Below are 22,828 nucleotides of genomic sequence, written 5' to 3'. Positions count from 1 at the left end.
GGGAACGGTCCGGTTCAGTGCCTTGCAGCATAAGACCTAATTTGACGAAAGCGAGGAGAGGGCGGGGTTTTCCCCGGTCCTTAGTCCGGTGTCGTCGCTTCCAGAGTCTTGCTGGCGCGGTCCTTTCGCTCCTGCAGCAGGAGATAGATGCCCGATCCCACCACCACGGCGGCGCCGGCAAGGGTCCAGGCGCTGGGCAGATTGCCGAACAGCAGCCAGCCGAGAATGATCATGGACACGATCTGGGTGTAGATGAACGGGGCAAGCGTCGCCGCCGGGGCACGGGCGTGGGCCAGTATGAGCAAAAAATGGCCGATGCCGGCAATCAGCCCCAGCTCCAGCATGCCGCCGAAGACCAGGGGGTCGTGCGGTGTCTCCCACACCCAGGCGAGCGGAACAGATGCCGCGATCGTGCCCACCAGGGATGAATAGAACAAGGTGGTCTGCGAGGTGTCGCTTGCGGCCAGCATCCGTGTCGTGATGCCGTAGAGCGAATAGCAGAGCGCCGCCGCCAGCGAGAGCAGGGCTGCGGGATGGATGCCGCCCACCCCCGGCCGCGCCACCAGCACGATGCCGGCAAAGCCGATCAGGATCGCCACCCAACGTCGCAGGCCCACCCATTCTCCCAGCATCGGCCCTGCGAACAGAGCGATGAAAAAGGGAGTCGAGAACATGATCGAGACGGTCTGGTCGAGCTGGAGATACTGCAAGGCGTAGAAGTTCAGCGCCGTGCAGGCGAACAGCAGGGCCGAGCGGGACAATTGCAGCAACGGCCGGCGGGTGCGGATCAGGCCGGGTACGGTCCAGGGATTGAATATCAGCAAGGCCAGGACGAACTGCACCACATAGCGCGCCCATACCACCACGAACACGTTGATATGGCCGCTCAGCCATTTAGCGGTGGCATCGCAGAGCGCGAAGCACATGACCGCCAGGCACATGAGGCCGATTCCCACAAGCGGCGCGTCGTGGCGCGCCGCTGGGGGCCTCCTCGTGGTGTGGCGCGCCATGTCCATGGGGGCTCCTGTGGTCGCCGCCCGGCGGCTGGACCTCAATAGGTCGCGCGGCCCCCGGAAAGATCGAATACGGCCCCGGTCGTGAAGGAGCAATCCGCGGAGGCAGCAAATGCAATGGTCGCGGCCGCTTCATCCACCTTCAAGAAGCGGTTGCGCGGAATCTTCGACAGCATGTAGGCGATGTGCTGCTCGCTGATTTGATCGAAAATGGCGGTCTTGGCAGCGGCCGGGGTGACGCAATTCACCGCGATGTCGTATTCCGCAAGCTCCTTGCCGAGCGATTTGGTCAGCGCGATCACGCCGGCCTTGGAGGCGGAATAGGCCGAGGCGTTGGGATTGCCTTCCTTGCCGGCGATGGAGGCCACGTTGACGATGCGCCCGTAATTCTGGGCGATCATGCCCGGCACCACGGCGCGGCAGCAATTGAACGGTCCATTGAGATTGATCGCCATCACCTGCGCCCAGGCGTCGACGGGGTAGTCCCAGAGCTTGTGGTTCGGCCCGGCCACGCCGGCATTATTGACCAGGATGTGGATCGCGCCCAAGGCGGCGACGGTCGCGTCACGGGCGCGTTCGACTTCCGGCAGGCTGGTGACATCCACCGCCACCGGCACCACCTTATCGCGGCCAAGGGCATCGGCGAGGCTCGTTGCGAGCGCGGCGTCGCGGTCCCAGATGGCGACCTTGGCGCCGGAGGCGAGGAAGCGCTCCACCACCGCGCGGCCGATGCCTTGGGCACCGCCGGTCACGACGGCGCAGCGCCCCTTGAGATCTATGGCGTTGGACATGGCTCCCCTTTCCGGCCGAAATGGGTTTCGGCTCTTAATCGATTAGAATTTCAGCAATACCGCGCGCGTGCGAAACCGGCAAAGACCTAATCTTGCATGGGTGAAAAAACGCCCATGCGCCCGGTGCGGGGTCGGTCGTCGAGGCGGGGCCGCAAGCCGGCCACGCGCCCCTTATGTGTCCACGCCGCGCGAGAAAGACGGAACCGGCTCAGTTATCGTCTTCTTCGTCCGCCGGCTCGGCCTCGTCGTCCACGCCGCCATCGGCGCCGAGGCGCAGGGCGAGGTTCTTTTCCACCTTCCGCAGCAGCTTGCGCAGACGCTTGCGCTCCTTGCTTTCGAGGCCGGCGACCATTTCGTTTTCCAGGGTTTCCCAGACATGGTCGATGGCGCTGCCCTTGTCGCGGCCGGCGGCGGTGAGGAACACCCGCACCAGGCGGCCGTCCCCATCGGTGGCCCGGCGCTCGACCAGACCCTGGGTGGTGAGGCGGGCGATGGTCTTTGATGCCGTCGGCGGCCGCACGCGCAGGGCGGTGGCGAGATCGCCCATGGTGCGGCCGTCCTCGTCGATCAGCAGCTTCAGCACCGATTCCTGGCCCGGGAACAGGCCGAGATCGGCCAGCAGCCGCGCCGACAAAGCCTTTTGCAGCCTTGCGGTGTGCGTCAGGCGGTAGCCGATGGTCTTTGCGATCGGATCTTTCATCCCAACCCCCTCGTGCGCTCCTGCGAAATCGTCCGCAAGCCGTCGATTTGCGCGCGCAGCGTACTTATCCACGCGCCGGCTTACAATTTTGCGAAGGTCTTGTGCCGATTGAGAGACAGCCCGCACGCCTGCGCTTGCGGCGGCCGGGGCGCGCTTCTAAGGTCCGCGCGCAAGCGAACCCCCTTATTGCCGCACGGCGCCTTCCATGAAGACACGGCTCCTTCCATGACAAAACGGTTCTGGGCCGAGCTGTCGTCGCCCGCCCTCGCGGCGCTGGATCGCGCGGCCGCGATCGCCATTTTGCCGATCGCGGCGGTGGAGCAGCACGGCCCGCACCTTCCGCTCGGGACCGACGCCTTTATTTCCCGAGGCTATATCGACTGCATCCTGCCCTTGCTGCCGGCCGATCTGCCGGCGCTGTTCCTGCCGATCCAGGCTGTGGGCAAATCCGACGAGCACCTCTCCTTCGCCGGCACCTTGACCCTGTCGCCCGAGACCGCGCTGCGCGCCTGGACCGAATTGGGCGAGGCGGTGGCGCGGGCCGGCATCCGCAAGCTGGTGCTGCTCAATACCCATGGCGGCAATGTGCCGGTCATGGATCTGGTGTCCCGCACCTTGCGGGTGCGCCACAAGATGTTGGCGGTCAACGTTTCCATGCACCGCTTCGGCTATCCCGAGGGGCTGTTCGCCCCGCAGGAGCGGGCGCACGGCATCCATGGCGGGGATATCGAGACTTCGCTCATGCTGGCGTTCCGGCCGGATCTGGTCGACCTCGCCCAGGCGCGCAATTTCGCCCCCTGGAGCATCGAGATGGAGACCCGGTTCGCCCAGCTCCGCGCCAATCACCCGGTCGGTTTTGGCTGGATGAGCGAGGATCTCAGCCCCGCTGGAGCCATGGGCGATGCCCGCCCCGCGACCGCTGAAAAGGGGGCTGCTGCGGCGGATTTCGGCGCCCGCGCCTTTGTGGCGCTGCTTGAAGACGTGGCCGCGTTCGACCTCACCCGGTTCGATGCGCGGCCTGAAGGAGAAGATTGATCATGAGCGAGGGCCGCAGGCTCGATCTGGACGGTGCGCGCGCCTATGCCGCCGCCGTGCTTGAGCATTTCAATACCAGCCCGGCCAATGCGGCTGTCGTGGCCGAGGCCCTGGTGGCGGCGGAAAGTGACGGCTTGCCGAGCCACGGCCTGGCGCGCCTGCCCAGCTACGGCCTTCAGGCCATGTCGGGCAAGATCGATGGCCATGCGACGCCGAGCGTGCGCAAGGCCGCGCCCTCGGTGGTGGCGGTGGATGCGGCCAATGGCTTTGCCTATCCCGCAGTGCGCCTTGCCGAGGAACAGCTCGTTCCGCTCGCCAAGGAAATGGGCATCGCCATTGCCGGCATTCGCCGGTCCAGCCATTTCGGCGTTGCGGGCCATCCGGTGGAGCGCATGGCGCAGCACGGGCTGATCGCGCTCGCCTTCACCAATGCGCCCGCCTCCATCGCCCCCTGGGGCGGGCGGCGCCCCGTGTTCGGCACCAATCCCATCGCGTTTGCAACCCCGTTGCTGGATCGTCCTCCGGTGGTGGTGGATCTCTCCGTCTCCAAGGTGGCGCGCGGCCATATCCTGGCGGCGGCGCAAAAGGGCGAGCCCATTCCCGAGGGATGGGCGCTCGATAAGGACGGCCAAGCCACCACCGATGCCAAGGCCGGCCTTGCCGGAACCATGGTGCCCATGGGGGAGGCCAAGGGCACCGCGCTCGCCTTCATGGTGGAGGTGCTCTCGGCGGCGATCAATGCCGCGACCTTCGCCATCGACGCGCCGTCCTTTTTCGACGGCGAAGGGCCGTCTCCGGCCATCGGCCAGACTTTGGTGGCGATCGATCCCGGCCCGATGGCGGGGCCGGGCTATCTCGACCATCTGGCGCGGCTGGTGGAGGCCATCGAGGGGCAGGACGGCGCCCGCATTCCCGGTTCGCGCCGGATCGCGGCGCGGGCGCGGGTGGCCAGCGCGGGCGTGCTGGTGAGCGCAGCCCTGGAGCGTGAACTCGCCAAGCTCGGCTTCGCACCGCAGGTCTGATCGCAGCACCGGCGGGGCTCCGGCGTCATGCAGGGACACCGTTCCCCCCCTTTCCCGTATCTCACCTCTCCCCCAGGGGGAGAGGTCGACCGCGTAGCGGGCGGGTGAGGGGGGCGGGCGTCGAGAAACCGCTCCCGCCCCCTCACCCCGACCCTCTCCCCGGCGGGGAGAGGGGGATCCGTGTGGGAGGGCGGCAAGGCCCCGAGAGAAGCACGGCCCTGGAGGTTTTCCCTTTCCGCCCTCTCCCGTACCTCACCTCTCCCCGCCGGGGAGAGGTCGACCGCGTAGCGGGCGGGTGAGGGGGTGCGGGTGTCGAGAATGGGCTCTTGGCCCCTCACCCCAACCCTCTCCCCGGCGGGGAGAGGGGGGTACGTGTGTGGGGAGAGCAGGCAAGACCCTGAAAGCTTCCCTTTCCTCGCCTCTCCCTTCCTCACCTCTCCCCCACGGGGAGAGGTCGACCGCGTAGCGGGCGGGTGAGGGGGTGCGGGCATGGAGAATGGGCTCTTGGCCCCTCACCCCGGCCCTCTCCCCGGCGGGGAGAGGGGGTATGTGTGTGGGGAGAGGGGGTGCGTGCCGATCGGAGCTTTCCGAACCGTCGTCGCCGGGCGTGTCCCGGCCATCCACGCGGCGAGGCCGGGGCCATATTCGTTGGCGCGTTTCTTCACGCGAACCGGCTTCCACGCTCGATAACGCTTTCGGGGATAACGGCGGTTTGTTTTTTCGGAAAGAACAAATCCCCCCGCGCCGGAGCGTTTCCGGTGGCGCCCGGTTCGGCCGGGGCGTTGGAAACGCTTGGTTCCACGCGAAATGTTTCACGTGAAACATGGGCCGGGGCGAAGAAGAACGGCGCGGAGAAGTGCACGTTCGGGCAAGTTCCGCGGCATGTTCAGGGAATTCCGGAGAAGTTCGGGGAGACGAAGTTTCGCCCCGCCCGAACATCTGGAAACGGCCCGGCCGGTCCGGCCGGGCTGGCCAAAAAATTGGCGGACCGGGGGTGCCCAATCCCCCGGCAGGGACCGGGCAAGCCAGCGCCGCTTGCGGTCGCAGCGCCGCTTGCGGTCACCCGGCGCCGCTTGCGGTCGTGAGAGGCCGCTCGCCTTACGCGGCGCGCTGGCCGCCGTGTTTTCCCTCGGCGAATTCCTCGATCATCTTGGCGTTGAAATCGGGAATGTCCTTGGGGTTGCGGCTGGTGACGAGGCCCTGGTCGACCACCACAGACTTGTCCTCCACCTTCGCACCGGCATTGGCGAGGTCCACCTGGATCGCCTTGTAGCCGGTCAGGGTCCGGCCCTTCACGAGGCCGGCCGAGATCAGCACCTGCGGGCCATGGCAGATGGCCGCCACGGGCTTCTTGTCAGTGAAGAAGGCGCGGGTGAAGGCGAGCGCCTTTTCGTTGATGCGCAGGGCATCGGGGTTCATCACCCCGCCGGGAAGCAGCAAGGCGTCGAACCCCTTCGCGTCGGCCTGGTCGAGGGCCACGTCCACCTTGATCCTGTCGGCAGGCTTGTCGTGATTGACGCCCTGCACTTCGCCCTGCTCGGGGCTGACGATCTTCACGTCGGCGCCGGCCGCTCGCAGGGCCTTCACCGGTTCGGTCAGCTCCACATTTTCAAAGCCGTTGGCCACCAGGACCGCGATCCTGCGTCCGTCGAGACGGTGTGCCATGGAAATTCTCCTTTTTGCTCATTGGTGCTATCGGTGCGCTCAAGCCCTGTGGCGAGAGGACGAGCCCCGTCCGGCCCCGGGGAACAACCCGAGGACGCAGCAAGGGGTTCCCCGCAGAGCCGGGGACCGAGGGAGAGACGCCCATGTTGACAACCGTCGCCGCCTTCGACCGGATCGGCGAGGAAAACGCGTTCGCCGTTCTGGCGCGCGCCACCACACTGGCAAGCCAGGGCCGCGACATCATCAATCTCGGCATCGGCCAGCCGGATTTCCGCACCCCGGAGCATATCGTCGAGGCCGCCATCCAGGCGCTGCGCGATGGCCACCACGGCTATACGCCCTCGGTCGGCATCGCCCCGCTGCGCGAGGCGGTGGCCGCCGATCAGCACAAGCGCTACGGCGTCGAGGTGGACCCCGGCCTGGTGATGATCGTGCCCGGCGGCAAGGTGACCATGTATGCGGCGATCCGCCTGTTCGGCGAGCCGGGCGCGGAAATCCTCTACCCCGATCCCGGCTTCCCGATCTATCGCTCGATGATCGAGCATACCGGCGCCACCCCGATCCCGGTGCCGATCCGCGAGGAAAACGCCTTCGCCTTCTCCGCCGAGGAGACGCTGGCGCTGATCACGCCGAAGACCCGCCTGCTGATCATCAATTCCCCCGCCAACCCCACCGGCGGCGTCACCCCCAAGGCCGAGATCGACAAGCTGGTGAAGGGCCTTGCCGCTCATCCCCATGTCGCCCTCATGTCGGACGAGATTTACGATCACTTCGTGTTCGACGGTGGGAACCACCAGACCCTGCTGGCCTATCCCGAAATCCGCGATCGGCTGATCCTGCTCAACGGCTGGTCCAAGACCTATGCCATGACCGGCTGGCGGCTCGGCTATTCGATCTGGCCGAAGGCGCTGTACGAGCAGGTGCGCAAGCTTTCGGTGAATGCCTGGAGCTGCGTCAACGCGGCGACCCAATATGCCGGCATCGCCGCCCTTGAGGGCCCGCAGGACGCGGTGACCTCCATGGTGGCCGAGTTCGACCGGCGTCGCCATATTGTGGTTGAAGGGCTGAACGCGTTGCCGGGCGTCTCCTGCGCGACGCCGGGCGGCGCCTTTTACGCCTTCCCCAACGTGGCCGGCACCGGCTGGACCTCGGCCAAGGCGCTGGCCTCGGCGCTGCTGGAGGAGGCCGGCGTCGCGGTGATCGGCGGGCCGGATTTCGGTGTTCATGGCGAAGGGTATCTGCGCCTGTCCTATGCCAATTCGGCCGAGAACATCCGCGCCGCCCTCGGCCGCATCGCGGCCTTCCTGGCGCAGCGGCAGGCGGCCTGATCTCCAACGCCGGGCGGAGGGGCAATGACGCGCAACGCCTTCGCCCGCCGCCCCGTGATCCGCCGGGTCGCCCGCCCGGTGACGCGCCCTTTGGGCGGCCTGCTGGTGCTTGGCTTCATGAGCCTTGTTTTGGCCGGACCGGCGCGCGCGCAGCCGGCCAAAACGCCGGCCAAGCCCCAGGCGGCGGAGTCCCAAACGGCGGAGCCCTGGCCCGCCAGCACCCGCTGCCGCAGCGGCGAAGTGCTGGCGCGCGATTATAATCGCTGTCTCTACGAGGCGATCTCGGTATCCGAGAAGGTGATGGAGGCGGCGCTCGCCAACGCGTTCGCGGTGATCGAGGCGCGCGCCGATCTCCTGCCGGCACAGCGCAATCGCTGGCGCATCCTGCTGGACGAGGCGCAGATCCGCTACGGCATGTATCGCAATTTCGATTGCCAGAGCGTGGCGCCGTTCGAGGGGCCGCGCGGCATCGGCAATTTCGAGCAGCGCGCCCTGTGCCTGATCGCCAATAACGAACGGCGGGCGGAGGATCTGCGCCGCCGCTACGGCGAGGTGCCCAAGCCCGCCGCCCCCGCGCCGGCCGTGGCGGTGGAGAATATCGGCACGCGCCCGGCCACCTGGCTGACCGCTGTGGCGCGCCCGCTGGACTGATCCGCCGGCCAGCGTAAGCTGTGCCATAATGACGCGGTTTGCGGGGTGCGGCGGTCCCGTCTGGCGGCGGCGAAGCGTGCCTCCATGCCGGCAAAAGTGCGGCGGCGCTGGAAACCTTTCTCCTGCCGGGCTCCGGGGCATTCGGCGTGCGCGACGACCCCCTGACCTCGGGCTCGGTCCCCGGCGGCCGGCGTGGCCAAACCGACATATTGCTCTTGTCGTTCGTCCCTAAGTTCGCGCCGGCGCGGGGCCTTGCCCCCGCCGAAGGCCGGCGCGCGGGGGCGCCGGCCCGCTCAGCGGCGTGGGGATGACGATGGCGGCGGTCGATCTCAAATCACTGATTCTGCGCTTGGACGATGTGTGCCGCGCGACCCTGGAGAGCGCCGCCGGCTTCGCGCTCATGCGCACCCATTACAATGTCGAGGTTGAGCACTGGATCGCCAAGCTGAGCGGCGAGGCCGACGCCGATTTCATCGCCGTGTTGAACCATTACGGCGTCGAGCAGGGCCGCCTTGCGGCCGATCTCGCCCGTGCGCTGGACAAATTGAAGACCGGCAATTCCCGCCCGCCCGGCCTTGCGCCCGATGTGGTGGACCTTGCCAAGCAGGCCTGGCTTCTGGCCTCCCTCGATCAGGGCCAGTCGCGGGTGCGCTCGGGCCATATCCTGTGGGCGATGGTGGCGGACGACGCCCTCGCGCGCCGCACCTATGAGATTTCCGACCAATTCCGCCGCATCCCCGCCGATGCGCTGAAGCGCGATCTCTCCGGCCTCACAATCACCACCGGCGAGGCAAATTCCGTGGCCCGCCTGGCGCAGGCCGGCGAGGGCGCCAATGACATGGCCCTGCCGCGCGGCAAGGGCGCGCTCGACCAATTCACCATCGACCTCACCGCCCAGGCGCGCGCCGGCAAGATCGACCCGATCCTCGGCCGGGACGAGGAGATCCGCCAGATCATCGACATCCTGTCGCGCCGCCGGCAGAACAATCCCATCCTCACCGGCGAGGCCGGGGTGGGCAAGACGGCGGTGGTGGAAGGGTTCGCCCTGCGCATCGCCGCCGGCGACGTGCCGCCCGCGCTGAAGGACGTGACCTTGCGCACCCTCGACCTCGGCCTGCTCCAGGCCGGCGCCGGCATGAAGGGCGAGTTCGAAAATCGTCTGCGCTCGGTGATCGACGAGACCAAGGCGAGCCCCACCCCGATCATCCTGTTCATCGACGAGGCCCACACGCTGGTGGGCGCGGGCGGCGCGGCGGGGCAGGGGGATGCGGCGAACCTCCTGAAGCCGGCGCTGGCGCGCGGCGAATTGCGCACCATCGCGGCCACCACCTGGGCCGAATACAAGAAATATTTCGAGAAGGACGCCGCCCTCACCCGCCGCTTCCAGGTGGTGAAGGTGGAGGAGCCGAGCGAACCCACCGCTATGGCCATGATCCGCGGCCTCGTGGCGACGCTGGAGCTGTACCATAAGGTGCGCATTCTCGATGAGGCGGTGGGGGACGCGGTGCGCCTCTCCGCTCGCTACATTCCCGCCCGCCAATTGCCCGACAAGGCGGTGTCGCTGCTCGATACCGCCTGCGCCCGCGTGGCGGTGAGCCAGAGCACGCTTCCCGCCCCGATCGAGGATCGCCAGCGGCGGATCGCGCTGATCGACACCGAGCTTGGCATTCTCGAGCGCGAGACCCGCTCCGGCGGCGCCCACGCGGCGCGGGCCGCCGAGCTTGAGGCCGAGCGCGCGGCCGCGGCAACCGAACTTGCGGCGCTGGAACAGCGCTGGGCCGAGGAAAAGGCGCTGGTGGAGGAATTCGAGGCGCTGCGCACGCGGCTCGAGGATCCCGCCTTGCTGGACGACAAGGACGCGCTGCGCGCCGCGCTCCAGGACGCGGTGGCGCGGCTCAAAGCGGTGCAGGGCGAGCAGCCCCTGGTGTTCCCGGTCGTCGACGGGCAAGCGGTGGCGCAGATCGTCCAGAGCTGGACCGGCATTCCCGCCGGCCGCATGCAATCCAACGAAATCCGCACCGTGCTCGCGCTCAAGGCGGCGATGGAACAGCGCATCATCGGCCAGTCCCATGCCATCGAGGCGGTGGCGCAGGCGATCCGCACCTCGCGCGCCAAGCTCACCGATCCGCGCAAGCCGGTCGGCGTGTTCCTGATGGTCGGGCTCTCCGGCACCGGCAAGACCGAGACCGCGCTGACGCTGGCGGACCTGCTCTATGGCGGGGAGCAGAACCTCACCACCATCAATATGAGCGAGTTCAAGGAAGAGCATAAGGTGAGCCTGCTCATGGGCTCGCCCCCCGGCTATGTCGGCTATGGCGAAGGCGGCATCCTGACCGAGGCGGTGCGCCGCAAGCCCTATTCGGTGGTGCTGCTGGACGAGATGGAAAAGGCCCATCCCGGCGTGCAGGACGTGTTCTACCAAGTGTTCGACAAGGGCAATATGAAGGACGGCGAAGGCCGCGACATCGACTTCAAGAACACCCTCATCATCATGACCTCGAACGCCTGCTCCGATCTGCTGGGCAAGCTGTGCGCCGACCCCAAGACCATGCCCGAGCCGGCGGTGCTGGCCGAGGCGCTGCGGCCCGAGCTGATGAAATATTTCAAGCCCGCCTTCCTCGGCCGGGTGACCCTGGTGCCGTATCTGCCGCTCGGTGACGACACCTTGCGCACCATCGTCGGCCTCCAGCTCGGCCGCATCGCCAAGCGCGTGGCCGATGCCTATAAGGCGACGTTCTCCTATGACCCGGCGCTGGTGGAGACCATCGCGGCGCGCTGCACCGAAAGCTCCTCCGGCGCGCGCAATGTGGAAAGCATCCTCTCGCGCACCTTGCTGCCGGAATTGTCGGCGCAGGTGCTGGAAAAGCTCACCGAAGGCACGCCCATCGCGCGCATTCACGTGGGCCTCGGCGCGGACGGGCATTTCACCTATGCGGTCGACTGAGCCCATGCCCCGCCTGTGCCGGGCGGTGTGCGCCTGATGCCCCCCGCCGCCCGTCTCGGCGACAAGGTGCTTCAGGCCGCACCCCATTGCCATGCCCCGATCCATCCGCCGGCGCTGGTGCCGACGCCGGTGCCGCACCCGGCCATGCCGCTCGCCATCATGAAGGGGTGCCCCACCGTGCTGATCGGCAAGATGCCGGCGGCGCGGATCACCGACACCACCATGCCCTGCATGCTGGCCGGCTGCGTGCCCGCCGGCCCCGGCATGATCATGAAGGGATCGGCGACCGTGCTGATCGGCAAGATGCCCGCCGCGCGGGTCGGCGACAGCTCGCTGCATTCGAGCTGCGTCGCGCCCATTCCCAGCCCCTCCGGCACCATCCTGCCGCCCGGGTGCCCCACCGTGATCATCGGCGGCTGAAGTCATGCGCCTCGCCCATTTCGAAGCCTTGCGGCCGGTGTGTCCCGCGTGCCTGCGGCGCGGCATCGAATCGCCGCTGCAGCTCGCTCCGGGCGCGCAGGAGGATGCCGCCGGCATCGGCTCCGGCGTGCTGCGCTGTCCCGAGGTCGATTGCCGGATCGGCTATCCCATCATCGAGGGCGCGCCGATCCTGGTGCCGGACCTTTCCGCCTGGCTGGCGGCGAACGGCCATCTGCTGCTTCAGCGCCACGAACTGCCGGATCAGGTGGAGGGGCTGATCGCCGATGCGCTCGGCCCCGACGCGGCGTTCAACGTGATCCGCACCCAGCAGGCGAGCTATGCCCACGACCATTATGGCGACCTGGAAGAGGCGGGGGGGCCGCACTTCGGGCCGCTGTCGCCTGCGGTGGTGCCCGGCGCGGTGCGACGCTGCCTTGCCGCCGCGCTGGCGCAATTGCCGCAAGCCCGCGGCCCGGTGCTGGATATCGGCTGCGCCGTGGGCCGCACCAGCTTCGACCTTGCCGCCGCCACCTCCGGGCTGGTGCTGGGCATCGATGTGAACTGGCCGCTGCTGGCGGTCGGGCGCGGGATTCTCGATCGGGGGCTGGTGTCCTATCCCCACCGCCGCGTCGGCCTCACGTTCGAGCGGCGACGCCATGCGGTGGCGTTCGCGGGGGCCGAGCGGGTGGATTTCTGGATCGCCGACGCGCTGGCCCTGCCGTTCCGCGCGCGCACCTTCGATCTTGCCGTGGCGATGAACGTGCTCGACTGCGTGTCGAGCCCATCCCATCTGCTCTGGGAGATGGCGCGCATCCTGGACGGGGGCGGCGGGGCAGCGCTCGCGACCCCGTTCGACTGGGGCAGTCATGCCACGCCCCCGGACGCCTGGCTCGACGGGCCGGCGGCGCTCGAAACGCTGCTCGCGCAGGTGAACGCCAGTGCCCGCGCGGCCGGGACGGGGGAACTGATCGAGACCGGCGCGCCGCGCGATCTCGACTGGCATGTGCGCCTGCACGACCGGGCGGCGATGCACTACGCGGTGCATCTGGTGACAGCGATTTTGCACTGAAACGCAATTTTCAACCGGACGGCAGGGACGGTTGCACGACTGTCAATAAGCCCTGCTACAGCCAAGTTACCGCGGCGCCGCAGCCGCGCCTGCCCGGTCCAAACAGGGAGGCCGACCATGGCCATCTATGTGAATTACGACGGGATTCCCGGTGAAGCGACCCAGCAGGATCACACCAAGTGGATCGACGTTCTGTCGATGTCCTGGGGCGTCGGCCGCGGCATCTCGACGGTCTCCGGCTCCACCAACAATCGGGAAGCCTCCGAGCCGTCGGTGAGCGAAGTCTCCATCGTCAAGATGTTCGATTCCTCCTCGCCCAAGCTGTTCACGGAAGCCTGCACCGGCAATACCGGCAAGACGGTGAAGATCGACCTCACCACCACCGGCAGCCCCGGCGCCACCTATTGCACCTACACGCTGACCAATGCGCTGATCTCGTCCTATTCGGTCTCCTCCGGCGGCGACCGCCCGACTGAATCGGTCTCGATCTCCTTCACCAAGCTTGAGTTCAAGTTCACCCCCTATGACGACACCAACAAGGCCGGCACCCCGGTCACCGTGTCGTACGACATGTCCACCACCAAGACCTCCTGATCCTAAGGGCCGGCGCGTCCAGCGCCGGCCCTTTCGCGATGATCCAGTGCCTGAGCGCGATCTGACTCTGAAGGTGACGGTGGGGTACCCTTATGGGCATGTCTCTCAAAGAAATCGATAAGTTGATCGAGCAGATCGCTGCGCAGACCAAATTCCAGGAGCGCGCTCAGGTCGTATTATCGACGCCGGATGCGACATTGATCCGCTCCCTTGGCCCGCTGACAGCCAAGATGGCGAAGACCGCGACCATCCGCACGGCGGTGGCGCTCAATTATGCGCTCGGGAGACAGACGCCGGGCCTGATCGCAAACACCGAATCCCTTCGTAACGCTGCGGATAATCTTTCCGGAAAGATTTTCGGCAGTGCGAACTACGTCGGCTCCTCGGGAGTTTCCGGCGTCATCGAGCTTATCAAGCAGAACGACGCGATCAAGATCACGGGCGCGATCGAAGACACGAAGAAGGCGCTTCCGGACGTAAGCCAGGATGCCATCTACGCCAAGCTCATCGACGCCGCCCTCGCCACTGCGGTCACGGCGATCCCGTTCGTCGGGCCGATCCTTGCGAGCGCCTGTACGAAGGGCATCAACGGCCTCTTCTCCGGTGCCGGCGCGGCGGTGTCGGGCCAGCTTGGAGGCAACTTCAAGAACGATCCGGACTACAATTCGAATATCAAGGCCGGCACGTCCTGGAGGATGGGGGGGGAGGTCGCCGGGGCAAACGCGCTGACCAATCTTTCAGCGGGCATTGATTTCGGCAAAGACACGCCGGGCTCGATCATCGTCAAGCTTATCCAGGATTACCGAGAGGACAAGCGGAAGGAAACCCTCAAGGGGATCACGGACGATCCCGTCAAGAAGGCGCAATGGGAGTCCCAGTTCAGCCGCATCCTGAACCCCTTGGCCCAGAATCAGGTCGCGCAGAACACCGTGATCGACAATTTCAAGTTCAAGATCACAAGCTCCAAGTTCGTGGGTGCCGAAACTGCCCTGGAGAATTGCCTGAGCAAGACATCCGCGACCGCAACGGACTATATTTCAAAGGTGTCCGAAGCCTTGCAGCTTGCAGCGGCGGTCGTCCAAGAAGTTATTACGGCTAGTATCGTTGGTTCTTTCGCAGAAGAAATTGTTGAGTATAAGCAGGTTTTAAGCGCGAATAACTCTTATTCGCCGGCCTATTATCCCGCCACAAACCGTGACGCGGATCATATGGCATTGATTATTATTGCGTATTTCATGAATATTTCCATGAAATCAAACAAATCCGGGTCAGAGCCATTCTATCAATTCTTCCTTGAGACCAAGACCCATAAAATTCTCGACGGCAGCGTGTGGCGCAATGACTTGAAGCCACAAATCGGTCCAAAGTCGATGCCGTTGAGCTTCGTGCGCGATGTTGATCCCAATTCAGAGGATCTCGACGCGGCCGATTTTCTGGATCGGCGCAGTAAGTTTAAAGCTGCGACCACGCGTGCCCTTAAATCCTACTCCGATGACACGCGTTTTATCCAGGTGCTTAAAGGTGTTGAGGTCGAATCAACGGAATATGTCCGCATCATTAAGGATTCGATGACCCGGGGCATGACAAAGGCGTTGTTCCGTTTTCCCAATAACGACATTAAACAAATCGTCATTACCTTCGCGGCCTGCAACGTGATCGTCAATTCGGTGCTCAAGGCCGGCATCAAGGGGAAAATGGAGAAGGACTTCGACATTCCCTTCGAGGCGGTGAGCGCGCTTGCCAATCCCAAGTGGGGCTATGTGAACATCTACAGCACCTGGAACAAAAGGATCGACGACAAGGATAAGATGGTCAAGATCGGTGCTGAGGTGAAGACAAACCAGTCTGGGCAAAAGTACATTGATTGGAATGTCAAGGGAGCGAAGCTCCGATGGTACAATGACCGGCTCAAGGGCGGCAGTAGCTCCGAAAAGGCCATGATGTATCTGTTCGCCAAGGGGGCGACCTCGAACATCAACCTTTTCAACCTGTTTACGGGCGCCGAAAGCTGGGAGCGCACCAAGGAATCTCTGCACGGATACATCGCATTGATTAATCGCCTTTTACATGGTGCAGAGGCGAAAAACGTCCTTAAGAAGTAAACTAAGGCGGAAAATGCCAGAAGATTGATGACAAATCGATCTGGATCAAAATCAAATTTAATAAAGGTGGAGAGATAAGCCATGGCCATCTATGTGAATTACGATGGGATTCCCGGTGAAGCGACCCAGCAGGATCACACCAAGTGGATCGACGTTCTGTCGATGTCCTGGGGCGTCGGCCGCGGCATCTCGACGGTCTCCGGCTCCACCAACAATCGGGAAGCCTCCGAGCCGTCGGTGAGCGAAGTCTCCATCGTCAAGATGTTCGATTCCTCCTCGCCCAAGCTGTTCACGGAAGCCTGCACCGGCAATACCGGCAAGACGGTGAAGATCGACCTCACCACCACCGGCAGCCCTGGCGCCACCTATTGCACCTACACGCTGACCAATGCGCTGATCTCGTCCTATTCGGTCTCCTCCGGCGGCGACCGCCCGACTGAATCGGTCTCGATCTCCTTCACCAAGCTTGAGTTCAAGTTCACCCCCTATGACGACACCAACAAGGCCGGCACCCCGGTCACCGTGTCGTACGACATGTCCACCACCAAGACCTCCTGATCGGGAACACCTCCTGATCGGGAGACCTCCCGATCGGGTCTTGGACATAGGGTTTGGCTGGGGCCGACGCCTCACGCCGACCTTCGTTTCGGCCGGGATGGGGGCGCGCGCCCCCATTCCGGCTGTGCCGGTTTTGGCCTCACGCTTTTTCCGCACGGCGGGTCCGCGACCGGGCGCCGCGTGCCACGGGACCGATTGAATGAGTACCGAAGCGCCGGTCCAGACCGACCGCCTGCTCACCCTCACCACCCCGCTCGGCGGCGATGTGCTCATCGCCACGGCGTTTTCGGGGACCGAGGGGCTGTCGCAATTGTTCCGCTTCACGCTCTCCATGGTGTCGAGCAACACCGCCATCACGCCCGACAGCCTGCTCGGCAAGCCGATCACCGTGAAGATCGCGCGTCCCGATGCCGATCCGCGCTGCATCAACGGCATCGTCGTGTCGTTCATGGCGGCGGACAAGACCGTGGACGGCATGCGCCGGTATGAGGTGGTGCTGGCGCCGAAGTTCTGGCTGCTCACCCGCACCGCCGATTGCCGTATTTTCCAGAACCAGAGCGTCACCCAGATCGCCGACACCTTGCTCGGCGACGGCGGCATTACCGATTATCAGAAGCAAGGGCTCTCCGGCTCGCACCCCGCGCGCGAGTATTGCGTGCAATATCGCGAGACCGATTTCGATTTCCTCACCCGCCTGTTCGCGGAAGAGGGCATTTATTTCTGCTTCCAGCACACCGACGGGAAGCACACGCTGATCCTCAGCGACAGCACCGCCGGCTATTCCGATTGCGCCGACAAGAACGTGCAGCACGCCCAGCCGCAGGGCGGCGATACGCTGGCGGTGCAGACGTGGGAATCGGCGTCGCACTTCCAGTCCGGCAAGACCACGCTGAACGATTATGATTTCGAGCAGCCAAGCACCGATCTCACCTCCACCACCAATACGGTGCTCGCCAACTCCGCCTTCAAGTCCTGGGAAATCTATGATTATCCCGGCGATTACACCAAGAAGGCGGACGGCGCCTCGACCTCGCGGGTGCGCATGGAGGCGGTGGAGGCGGCCTATGCCGTGGTGCGGGGGCAGGCCAATTACCCCTCCTTCCAGGCCGGCGGCAAATTCACCATGGCCAAGCATGAAGTGAGCGCGGAGCAAGGCAAATCCTATGTCCTCTCCACGGTCACCCATCAGGCACAGGACCCCTCGCACATCGGTAACCAGTCCGGCGAGGTGCGCTATGCCAACAGCTTCACCGCCCTGCCCGCGACGCTCGCCTATCGCCCGCCGCCGGTGACGCGCCGCCCGCTCATTCCAGGCCCCCACACCGCCACCGTGGTGGGGCCTTCGGGCGAGGAGATTTATTGCGACAAATACGGGCGGGTGCGGGTGCAGTTCCACTGGGACCGGCTCGGCACCAATGATGAGAAAAGCTCGTGCTGGATCCGCGTCGCGCAAATGATGGCCGGCAATAGCTGGGGCGCGCTGTTCACGCCGCGCGTCGGCATGGAAGTGGTGGTGAGCTTCCTGGAGGGCGATCCGGACCGGCCGCTGATTACCGGCTGCGTCTATAACGGCACAAATCTGCCGCCCTATACCTTGCCGGACAACAAGACCCAGAGCGGGCTGAAAACCCGCTCCAGCGCCCAGGGGGACGCCACCACCTTCAACGAGCTGCGCTTCGAGGACAAGAAGGGCGCCGAGCTGATCTACATGCACGCGCAGAAGGACCAGACGCGCGACGTGGAGAATGACGACACGCTGAACGTCAAGCACGACCAGATCATTACCATCACCAACAACCGCACCGAGACGGTCTCGGAAGGCAATGAAACGGTGACGGTCTCCAAGGGCAACCGGGCGGTCACCATCTCCACCGGCAACGAGGATCTCACGGTTGCCAAGGGCAACCAGACCCTCACCGTCTCGCAGGGCAATGCCACCACGACGGTGTCGCAGGGCAATCACGCGCTGACTGTCTCGCAGGGCAATTCGACCACCGATATCAGCCAGGGCAACCAGACCGTCACGCTCGGTTCGGGCAATGCGACGCTCAAGTGCAACGGCGGCTCCATCACATTGCAGGCGGCGCAGACCATCACGCTGAAGGTGGGGGGCAATTCGATCACCATCAGCCAGAGCGGCATCGCCCTCTCGGGCACGCAGATCACCCTTTCCGGCACCGCCAAGGTGGCGGTCAGCGGGCCGATGGTGACGGTGAACGGCAGCGGCACGGTCCAGGTCCAGGGCGGCCTGGTCACCATCAATTAGGGGAGCGCGGATGGATCTCGGTTTTCTCCCCAAGCTGCGCTACGCCCTCGCGGAGCACCTCACCGCGCAGCTCGAACCGAGCGCGGAGGCGCAGGCGCTGCTGAGCCCGGGCCTCACGGCCGCCGGCTTCATTCAGGCGCTCGCCGATGCGGAGCTGCATAGCGAGGCGCTGCGGTTCCTCGCCCTCGGCCTGCCCCGGCGCGAGGCGGTCTGGTGGGCGTGCGCGGTGCGTGCGCGCCTGCTGCCGCCTGAATTGCCGGCGAAGGAAACCGCGGCCTGGAACGCGGCGGAAGCGTGGGTCTATGAGCCGACGGAGGCCAACCGCCGGGCCGCCTATGCGCCCGCGGAGGCGCTGAAATTCGAGACCGCCGGCGCCTATGCGGCGCTCGGCACCTTCTGGTCGGGCGGCAGCCTTGCGCCGCCGGACTCGGTGATGGTTGTGCCGCCGGGCGATGCCTTGACCGGCAGCGCGATCGGCGCCGCGCTGCTCCTGTGCTGCGTGCCCGGCCCGGCCAAGACCATCGGCGAACGCCATGCGCAGGTGCTGACCATCGGCGCCGACATCGCCAATGGCGGCAGCGGCCGGACGGCGGCCTGAAGGAGCGCATGAGGAGCATGGCACCGAGCCTTCGCCTGACCATTGTCGATCCGGCCAATCTGCCGCTGCATGCGCGCACGCGCAGCGTCACCCAGGGGCCGTTCCGCATCGGCCGGGTGGATGACAATGATTGGGTGATCGAGGATCCGGCGCGGCTCATGTCGCGACATCACTGCACCATCGATCTGAAGGCCGGGGTGTTCGTGGTCATCGACACCTCGGTCAATGGCCTGTTCATCAACAATGCCCAACAGCCGCTCGGGCGCGGCAATTCGGTGATCTTGAGCGACGGCGACCTGCTGCACCTTGCCAGCGTGACGCTTCAGGCGAGCTTGCAGGATGCCGACGCCCAGCGCGATCCGTTCCTGGCCATCCTGCCCGGCGCGGCCGGCCCGCGCGCGCCGCTGGCGGCGGCCGCCGATCCGTTCGCCGATGTGCCGCAGGTCGGGCGTGATACCGCCTTTCGGCAATACTCCCCCACCTCGCTGCTGCCCTGGACGGAAGATCCGCCCGCCCCGCTGCCGACGCCGCTGTTCGAAACCAGTCCGTGGCAGACTGGAGCCGAGCCCGACCATGTGCCGGCCGAACTTCAGGCGCTCGGCGTGGTGCGGCCCGTCAACCAGCAGATCCCCGAGAGCTGGGATGAGGAGGCCTTTGCCCCCGCGCCCCGCCAGATGCCGCCGTTCGGGACCGCGCGCACCCCCCTTCCCCCTTTCGAACCGCCGCCGGCGGCCGCTGAGACAAGCGCGCCGGCTCTGCCGCACGCCACCGTTCTGGCCCTGGTGGAAGCGCTCGCGCGCATCGCCGAGGCGGCCGATGCCGCCGGGGCTCCGGGCGGCGAGGATCTGCTGGCGGGGCCGGCGGACGAGGCGCTGGCGCGGCTTGCGGCGCTCGATCCGGAATGGGCCGGCCTCTCCCTGGTCAGCCTCTCGGTGCGGATCGCCGGCCAATTGCGGGCGGAGCGGGAGGTCTCGCGTGGCCCGGCGCAGGGCAGCGTGCCGCCGGACGCGTGGGAGCCGCCCGATCCCGATCCCATGTACCGCCGCCCCCCTGACGGAGACGAGACGCGATGAACACCAATGGCAAGGTCGTCTGGTCCGAGGGCATGTTCCTGCGCGCCCAGCACTTTCAGCAGCAGGACCGCTATCTGGAACGCCTGGTGCGGCAGCGGGTGGAGGGGCTGTGCCCGTTCCCCTTCGGCCTGCGGGCGCTCGCCATCAATCGCGACCTGCTGGCGCTCGGCAAATTCGCGCTCGACCGGTGCCAGGGCGTGTTCGAGGACGGCACGCCGTTCGACATCCCCGAGGATCACGAACACCCCGAGCCCATCGACCTGCCGGTGAGCCTCACCGATAGCGTGGTCTATCTGTGCCTTCCGGTGCGCCAGCGCGGCGCGGCGGATGTGGAAGTGGGCGGCATGCGCAATTCCGCCGCCCGCTTCGGCTCGGAAGAGATGGAGGTGGTGGACGAGATCAGCGGCTCCAACAACACCGCCCGCATCCGCACCGCCAAGCTGCGGCTGTCGCTGCTGCTAGCCAATCAGGACCGCAGCGGCTTCCACTGCCTCGGTCTCGCGCGGGTTGCGGAAGTGGGCGCCGACCGCAAGGTGCGGCTCGATCCCAATTATATCTCGCCGTTTCTGGATGCGTCGGCCTCGCCCGCGCTGTCGGGCTTTCTCAATGAATTGACCGCGATGCTGCACCATCGCGGCGAGGCGCTGGCGCCACGCGTTACCGGCTCCGACAGCCACGGGGTGGCGGAAATCGCCGATTTCCTCATGCTCCAGGTGATCAACCGCGCCGAGCCGCACCTTGCCCATCTCGCCCGGCTCTCCGCCCTGCACCCCGAGCGGCTCTATGCCACCTTCCTGGAACTGGCGGGGGAATTGGCCACGTTCACGGCGGTGCAGAAGCGGCCGCGTGATTTCGCCGTCTATCGCCATGACAATCTGGAAGAGACGTTCGAGCCGGTGATGGTGGAATTGCGCCGCTCGCTCAGCGCGGTGCTGGAGCAGAGCGCGGTGCAGATTCCGTTGCTGGATCGCAAATATGGCATCCGCGTCGGCACCATCCAGGATCGCAGCCTGATTTCCGGCGCCAATTTCGTGCTGGTGGTGAAGGCTGACATGCCCGGCGAAACCATCCGTCGCTCGCTGCCGGCGCTGATCAAGATCGGCCCCGTGGAGCAGATCCGCGAACTCGTGAATGTGCAGCTTCCCGGCATCCGGGTGCGGCCCCTGGCGCTGGCCCCGCGCCAGATTCCCTATAATGCCGGCGCGGTCTATTTCGAATTGGAGCCGGCCAGCCCGCTGTGGAAGCAATTGGCGGTCTCGGGCGGCATCGCCGTGCACCTCGCCGGCGACTTTCCCGGGGTTCACATGGAGATGTGGGCGATCCGCAATTAACCTTAAGCGACGCCGGTCTCGAACAGTCATCTGCACGCAACAGGAAGGCATCACAAGGGAAGGGCAGACACGGCAGCGCCGGACGGGATTTCGACCGCATGAACAGCAACGGGCCGAGCGAAGGGAATATGGATGACACCATTTTCGCTCGTCCCGCAGCCGCCGCGCGCCAGCTCGGCTCGGTCGTCCCGGCCCCCGCCGAGGGTCCGGTCCGGGCGCAATCCGCGCCGCCTCAGGGCCGCCCCCGCTCTGCCGCAGCTTCCCCTTTCGCGCCGCCCTTCGAGGCCCCGCGCGCCGCGCCTTCAGCCCCGCCCGCGCCAAGCCCGGGCGGGCGGGCAGAAGCGCCGGCTCCCGCGCGCAAGGCGCCATCCGCCGGGATCGAGCGCTCCGATGCGCTCTATGCGGCGTTCGAGGTCTATCGCGACAATCCAAGCCTCGGCCTCGCGGCGCCGATCTTCGATCTGCTCGCCAGCATCGAGGCGACGACCCAAACCCCCGACATCGAATGGCTGCACCAGACCCTGGTCCAGGGCCTGCAGGATTTCGAGGCCCAGGCGACGGCCAACGGCCTCACCTCCCAGCAGGTGCGCATCACCTTGTACGCGCTCGCCGCCACGGTCGACGACGGGGTGCTGAAGACCAGTTGGGGGAAGGACAGCTTCTGGTCGTCGAAGAGCATGATTTCCATGTTCTTCCGCGAGACGTGGGGCGGCGAGCGCTTCTTCGCCCTGCTCAACCAGATGATGGCGGCGCCGCAGGCGGTGCTGAAGGAGATCGAGTTCTTCTATTATTGCCTGGAGTTCGGCTTCGAGGGCAAATATCGCCTCGCCGCCAACGGGGCCGGGGAGCTCGCGCATCTGTGCGAGGAGATCTTCCAGCTCCTGCGCAGCACCCACGGCCCGGTGAAAACCGATCTGTCGCCGAAATGGCGCGGCGTGAGCGTGCAGCAGCATGCGCTGCGCGATGTGCTGCCGATCTGGATCGGCGGGGCGGTGCTCGCGGTTCTGCTGACCCTCGCCTATATCGCGCTCGCCACGTCGCTGCGCCAGCAGAGCACGCTGGCGGTGGAGAAGGTGTCGGCGCTGCTCGCGGCGCCTGTGCCCCCGGCCGTGGCCCCGGCGGCGGCCAAACCGGCCGCTCCGGCCGTTGCGGCGGCCCAGCCCGCCCCCGTACCGGCGGCGCCGCCAAAGCCGGTGGCGCCGGCCCCCGATCCGTTCCAGATCGTCTCCACCTTCCTGGCGCCCGAGCAGAAGGCCGGCGTCCTGCAGGTGATGAAGCAAGGGGACAAGGTGGTGATCCGCACCGTGGGCGAGGTGTTCGCCACCGCGAGCACGGGCATCCGCGCGCCCTTCACCGATGTGTTGAAGCACGTGGCCGCCGCGCTGATGAAGACCCGCGGGGCTGTGGAAGTGATCGGCTATAGCGACAATGTGCCGATCCGCACCGCCACCTATCCCAACAACGAGGCGCTGTCCCAGGCGCGCGCCGGGCGGGTGGCGGATTTCCTGGCCGCCGAGATGGGCGGCCCGGCGCGCCTCAGCGCCACCGGGCGCGGCGCCGCCGATCCCATCGCCTCCAATGCGACGCCCGAGGGTCGGCAGGCCAACCGGCGCGTCGAAATCGTGCTGTCTCCCCAATAGCGCCCCGCAGAGCCCAGCGAGGGGACGA

At 66.2% G+C, this 22,828-nt stretch carries 19 protein-coding genes; 15 read left to right on the top strand and 4 right to left on the bottom strand.

Going from position 1 to position 22,828, the window contains the following annotated elements; genetic code table 11:
• Nucleotides 1–80: 80 nt before the first annotated feature.
• The 3 genes from V5F77_RS07255 to V5F77_RS07245 form a co-directional block, all read right to left on the bottom strand.
• Nucleotides 81–1,016 carry a DMT family transporter gene (locus tag V5F77_RS07255; RefSeq protein ID WP_429004673.1) on the bottom strand — a complete coding sequence of 312 codons (936 nt, stop codon included), beginning with the start codon at nucleotides 1,014–1,016 and terminating at the stop codon, nucleotides 81–83.
• Between the two features lie 35 nt (nucleotides 1,017–1,051).
• Nucleotides 1,052–1,804, bottom strand: a complete 753-nt coding sequence (locus V5F77_RS07250) for an SDR family NAD(P)-dependent oxidoreductase (RefSeq protein ID WP_429004672.1) — start codon at nucleotides 1,802–1,804, stop codon at nucleotides 1,052–1,054.
• 208 nt (nucleotides 1,805–2,012) lie between these two features.
• Complete coding sequence (locus V5F77_RS07245; protein ID WP_429004671.1) at nucleotides 2,013–2,504, bottom strand: MarR family winged helix-turn-helix transcriptional regulator; 492 nt, start codon at nucleotides 2,502–2,504, stop codon at nucleotides 2,013–2,015.
• A 225-nt stretch (nucleotides 2,505–2,729) separates the two neighbouring features.
• On the opposite strand from V5F77_RS07245, the gene V5F77_RS07240 reads away from it, so the two are divergent.
• Nucleotides 2,730–3,539 carry a creatininase family protein gene (locus V5F77_RS07240; RefSeq protein ID WP_429004670.1) on the top strand — a complete coding sequence of 270 codons (810 nt, stop codon included), beginning with the start codon at nucleotides 2,730–2,732 and terminating at the stop codon, nucleotides 3,537–3,539.
• A gap of 2 nt (nucleotides 3,540–3,541) precedes the next feature.
• Nucleotides 3,542–4,561 carry an Ldh family oxidoreductase gene (locus V5F77_RS07235; protein WP_429004669.1) on the top strand — a complete coding sequence of 340 codons (1,020 nt, stop codon included), beginning with the start codon at nucleotides 3,542–3,544 and terminating at the stop codon, nucleotides 4,559–4,561.
• 1,098 nt (nucleotides 4,562–5,659) lie between these two features.
• On the opposite strand, the gene V5F77_RS07230 is transcribed toward V5F77_RS07235, so the two are convergent.
• The gene (locus V5F77_RS07230) at nucleotides 5,660–6,226 is read right to left on the bottom strand and encodes a type 1 glutamine amidotransferase domain-containing protein (protein WP_429004668.1); all 567 of its coding nucleotides are present in this window, start codon (nucleotides 6,224–6,226) and stop codon (nucleotides 5,660–5,662) included.
• 143 nt (nucleotides 6,227–6,369) lie between these two features.
• Here V5F77_RS07230 and V5F77_RS07225 point away from each other — a divergent pair, with 143 nt between their 5' ends.
• The 13 genes from V5F77_RS07225 (at nucleotide 6,370) to icmH (ending at nucleotide 22,800) form a co-directional block, all read left to right on the top strand.
• Nucleotides 6,370–7,554, top strand: coding sequence for a pyridoxal phosphate-dependent aminotransferase (locus tag V5F77_RS07225; RefSeq protein WP_429004667.1), 1,185 nt, complete (start codon nucleotides 6,370–6,372; stop codon nucleotides 7,552–7,554).
• A gap of 24 nt (nucleotides 7,555–7,578) precedes the next feature.
• Nucleotides 7,579–8,205: a lysozyme inhibitor LprI family protein gene (locus V5F77_RS07220; protein ID WP_429004666.1), complete on the top strand. Its 627-nt coding sequence runs from the start codon at nucleotides 7,579–7,581 to the stop codon at nucleotides 8,203–8,205.
• 313 nt (nucleotides 8,206–8,518) lie between these two features.
• On the top strand, nucleotides 8,519–11,149 hold the full coding sequence (tssH, locus tag V5F77_RS07215; RefSeq protein ID WP_429004665.1) for a type VI secretion system ATPase TssH: 2,631 nt from the start codon (nucleotides 8,519–8,521) through the stop codon (nucleotides 11,147–11,149).
• Nucleotides 11,150–11,185: 36 nt separating this feature from the next.
• Nucleotides 11,186–11,569 carry a PAAR domain-containing protein gene (locus V5F77_RS07210; RefSeq protein ID WP_429004664.1) on the top strand — a complete coding sequence of 128 codons (384 nt, stop codon included), beginning with the start codon at nucleotides 11,186–11,188 and terminating at the stop codon, nucleotides 11,567–11,569.
• A gap of 4 nt (nucleotides 11,570–11,573) precedes the next feature.
• A complete protein-coding gene (locus V5F77_RS07205) occupies nucleotides 11,574–12,638 on the top strand; it encodes a methyltransferase domain-containing protein (protein WP_429004663.1) in 1,065 nt (354 codons plus the stop codon).
• 117 nt (nucleotides 12,639–12,755) lie between these two features.
• Nucleotides 12,756–13,232: an Hcp family type VI secretion system effector gene (locus V5F77_RS07200; RefSeq protein ID WP_429004661.1), complete on the top strand. Its 477-nt coding sequence runs from the start codon at nucleotides 12,756–12,758 to the stop codon at nucleotides 13,230–13,232.
• A 92-nt stretch (nucleotides 13,233–13,324) separates the two neighbouring features.
• Nucleotides 13,325–15,334, top strand: a complete 2,010-nt coding sequence (locus V5F77_RS07195) for a hypothetical protein (RefSeq protein ID WP_429004662.1) — start codon at nucleotides 13,325–13,327, stop codon at nucleotides 15,332–15,334.
• 81 nt (nucleotides 15,335–15,415) lie between these two features.
• Entirely contained in the window at nucleotides 15,416–15,892 is a 477-nt protein-coding gene (locus tag V5F77_RS07190) for an Hcp family type VI secretion system effector (RefSeq protein ID WP_429004661.1), read from the top strand.
• Nucleotides 15,893–16,091: 199 nt separating this feature from the next.
• Nucleotides 16,092–18,158 carry a type VI secretion system Vgr family protein gene (locus tag V5F77_RS07185; RefSeq protein WP_429004660.1) on the top strand — a complete coding sequence of 689 codons (2,067 nt, stop codon included), beginning with the start codon at nucleotides 16,092–16,094 and terminating at the stop codon, nucleotides 18,156–18,158.
• A 10-nt stretch (nucleotides 18,159–18,168) separates the two neighbouring features.
• A complete protein-coding gene (locus V5F77_RS07180; RefSeq protein ID WP_429004659.1) occupies nucleotides 18,169–18,756 on the top strand; it encodes a DUF6931 family protein in 588 nt (195 codons plus the stop codon).
• A gap of 17 nt (nucleotides 18,757–18,773) precedes the next feature.
• The gene (locus tag V5F77_RS07175; protein ID WP_429004658.1) at nucleotides 18,774–19,829 is read left to right on the top strand and encodes an FHA domain-containing protein; all 1,056 of its coding nucleotides are present in this window, start codon (nucleotides 18,774–18,776) and stop codon (nucleotides 19,827–19,829) included.
• Nucleotides 19,826–21,160, top strand: coding sequence for a type VI secretion system baseplate subunit TssK (gene tssK / locus V5F77_RS07170; protein ID WP_429004657.1), 1,335 nt, complete (start codon nucleotides 19,826–19,828; stop codon nucleotides 21,158–21,160). Before V5F77_RS07175 ends, tssK begins: the two co-directional genes overlap by 4 nt.
• A 128-nt stretch (nucleotides 21,161–21,288) precedes the next feature.
• Entirely contained in the window at nucleotides 21,289–22,800 is a 1,512-nt protein-coding gene (icmH, locus tag V5F77_RS07165) for a type IVB secretion system protein IcmH/DotU (RefSeq protein WP_429004656.1), read from the top strand.
• Nucleotides 22,801–22,828 lie beyond the last annotated feature (28 nt).

This window comes from Roseixanthobacter psychrophilus (assembly GCF_043195195.1).
GTDB lineage: Bacteria > Pseudomonadota > Alphaproteobacteria > Rhizobiales > Xanthobacteraceae > NCEH01.
Note: the sequence above shows the minus strand (reverse complement) of the source record. Positions and strands in the feature narration are given on the sequence as shown.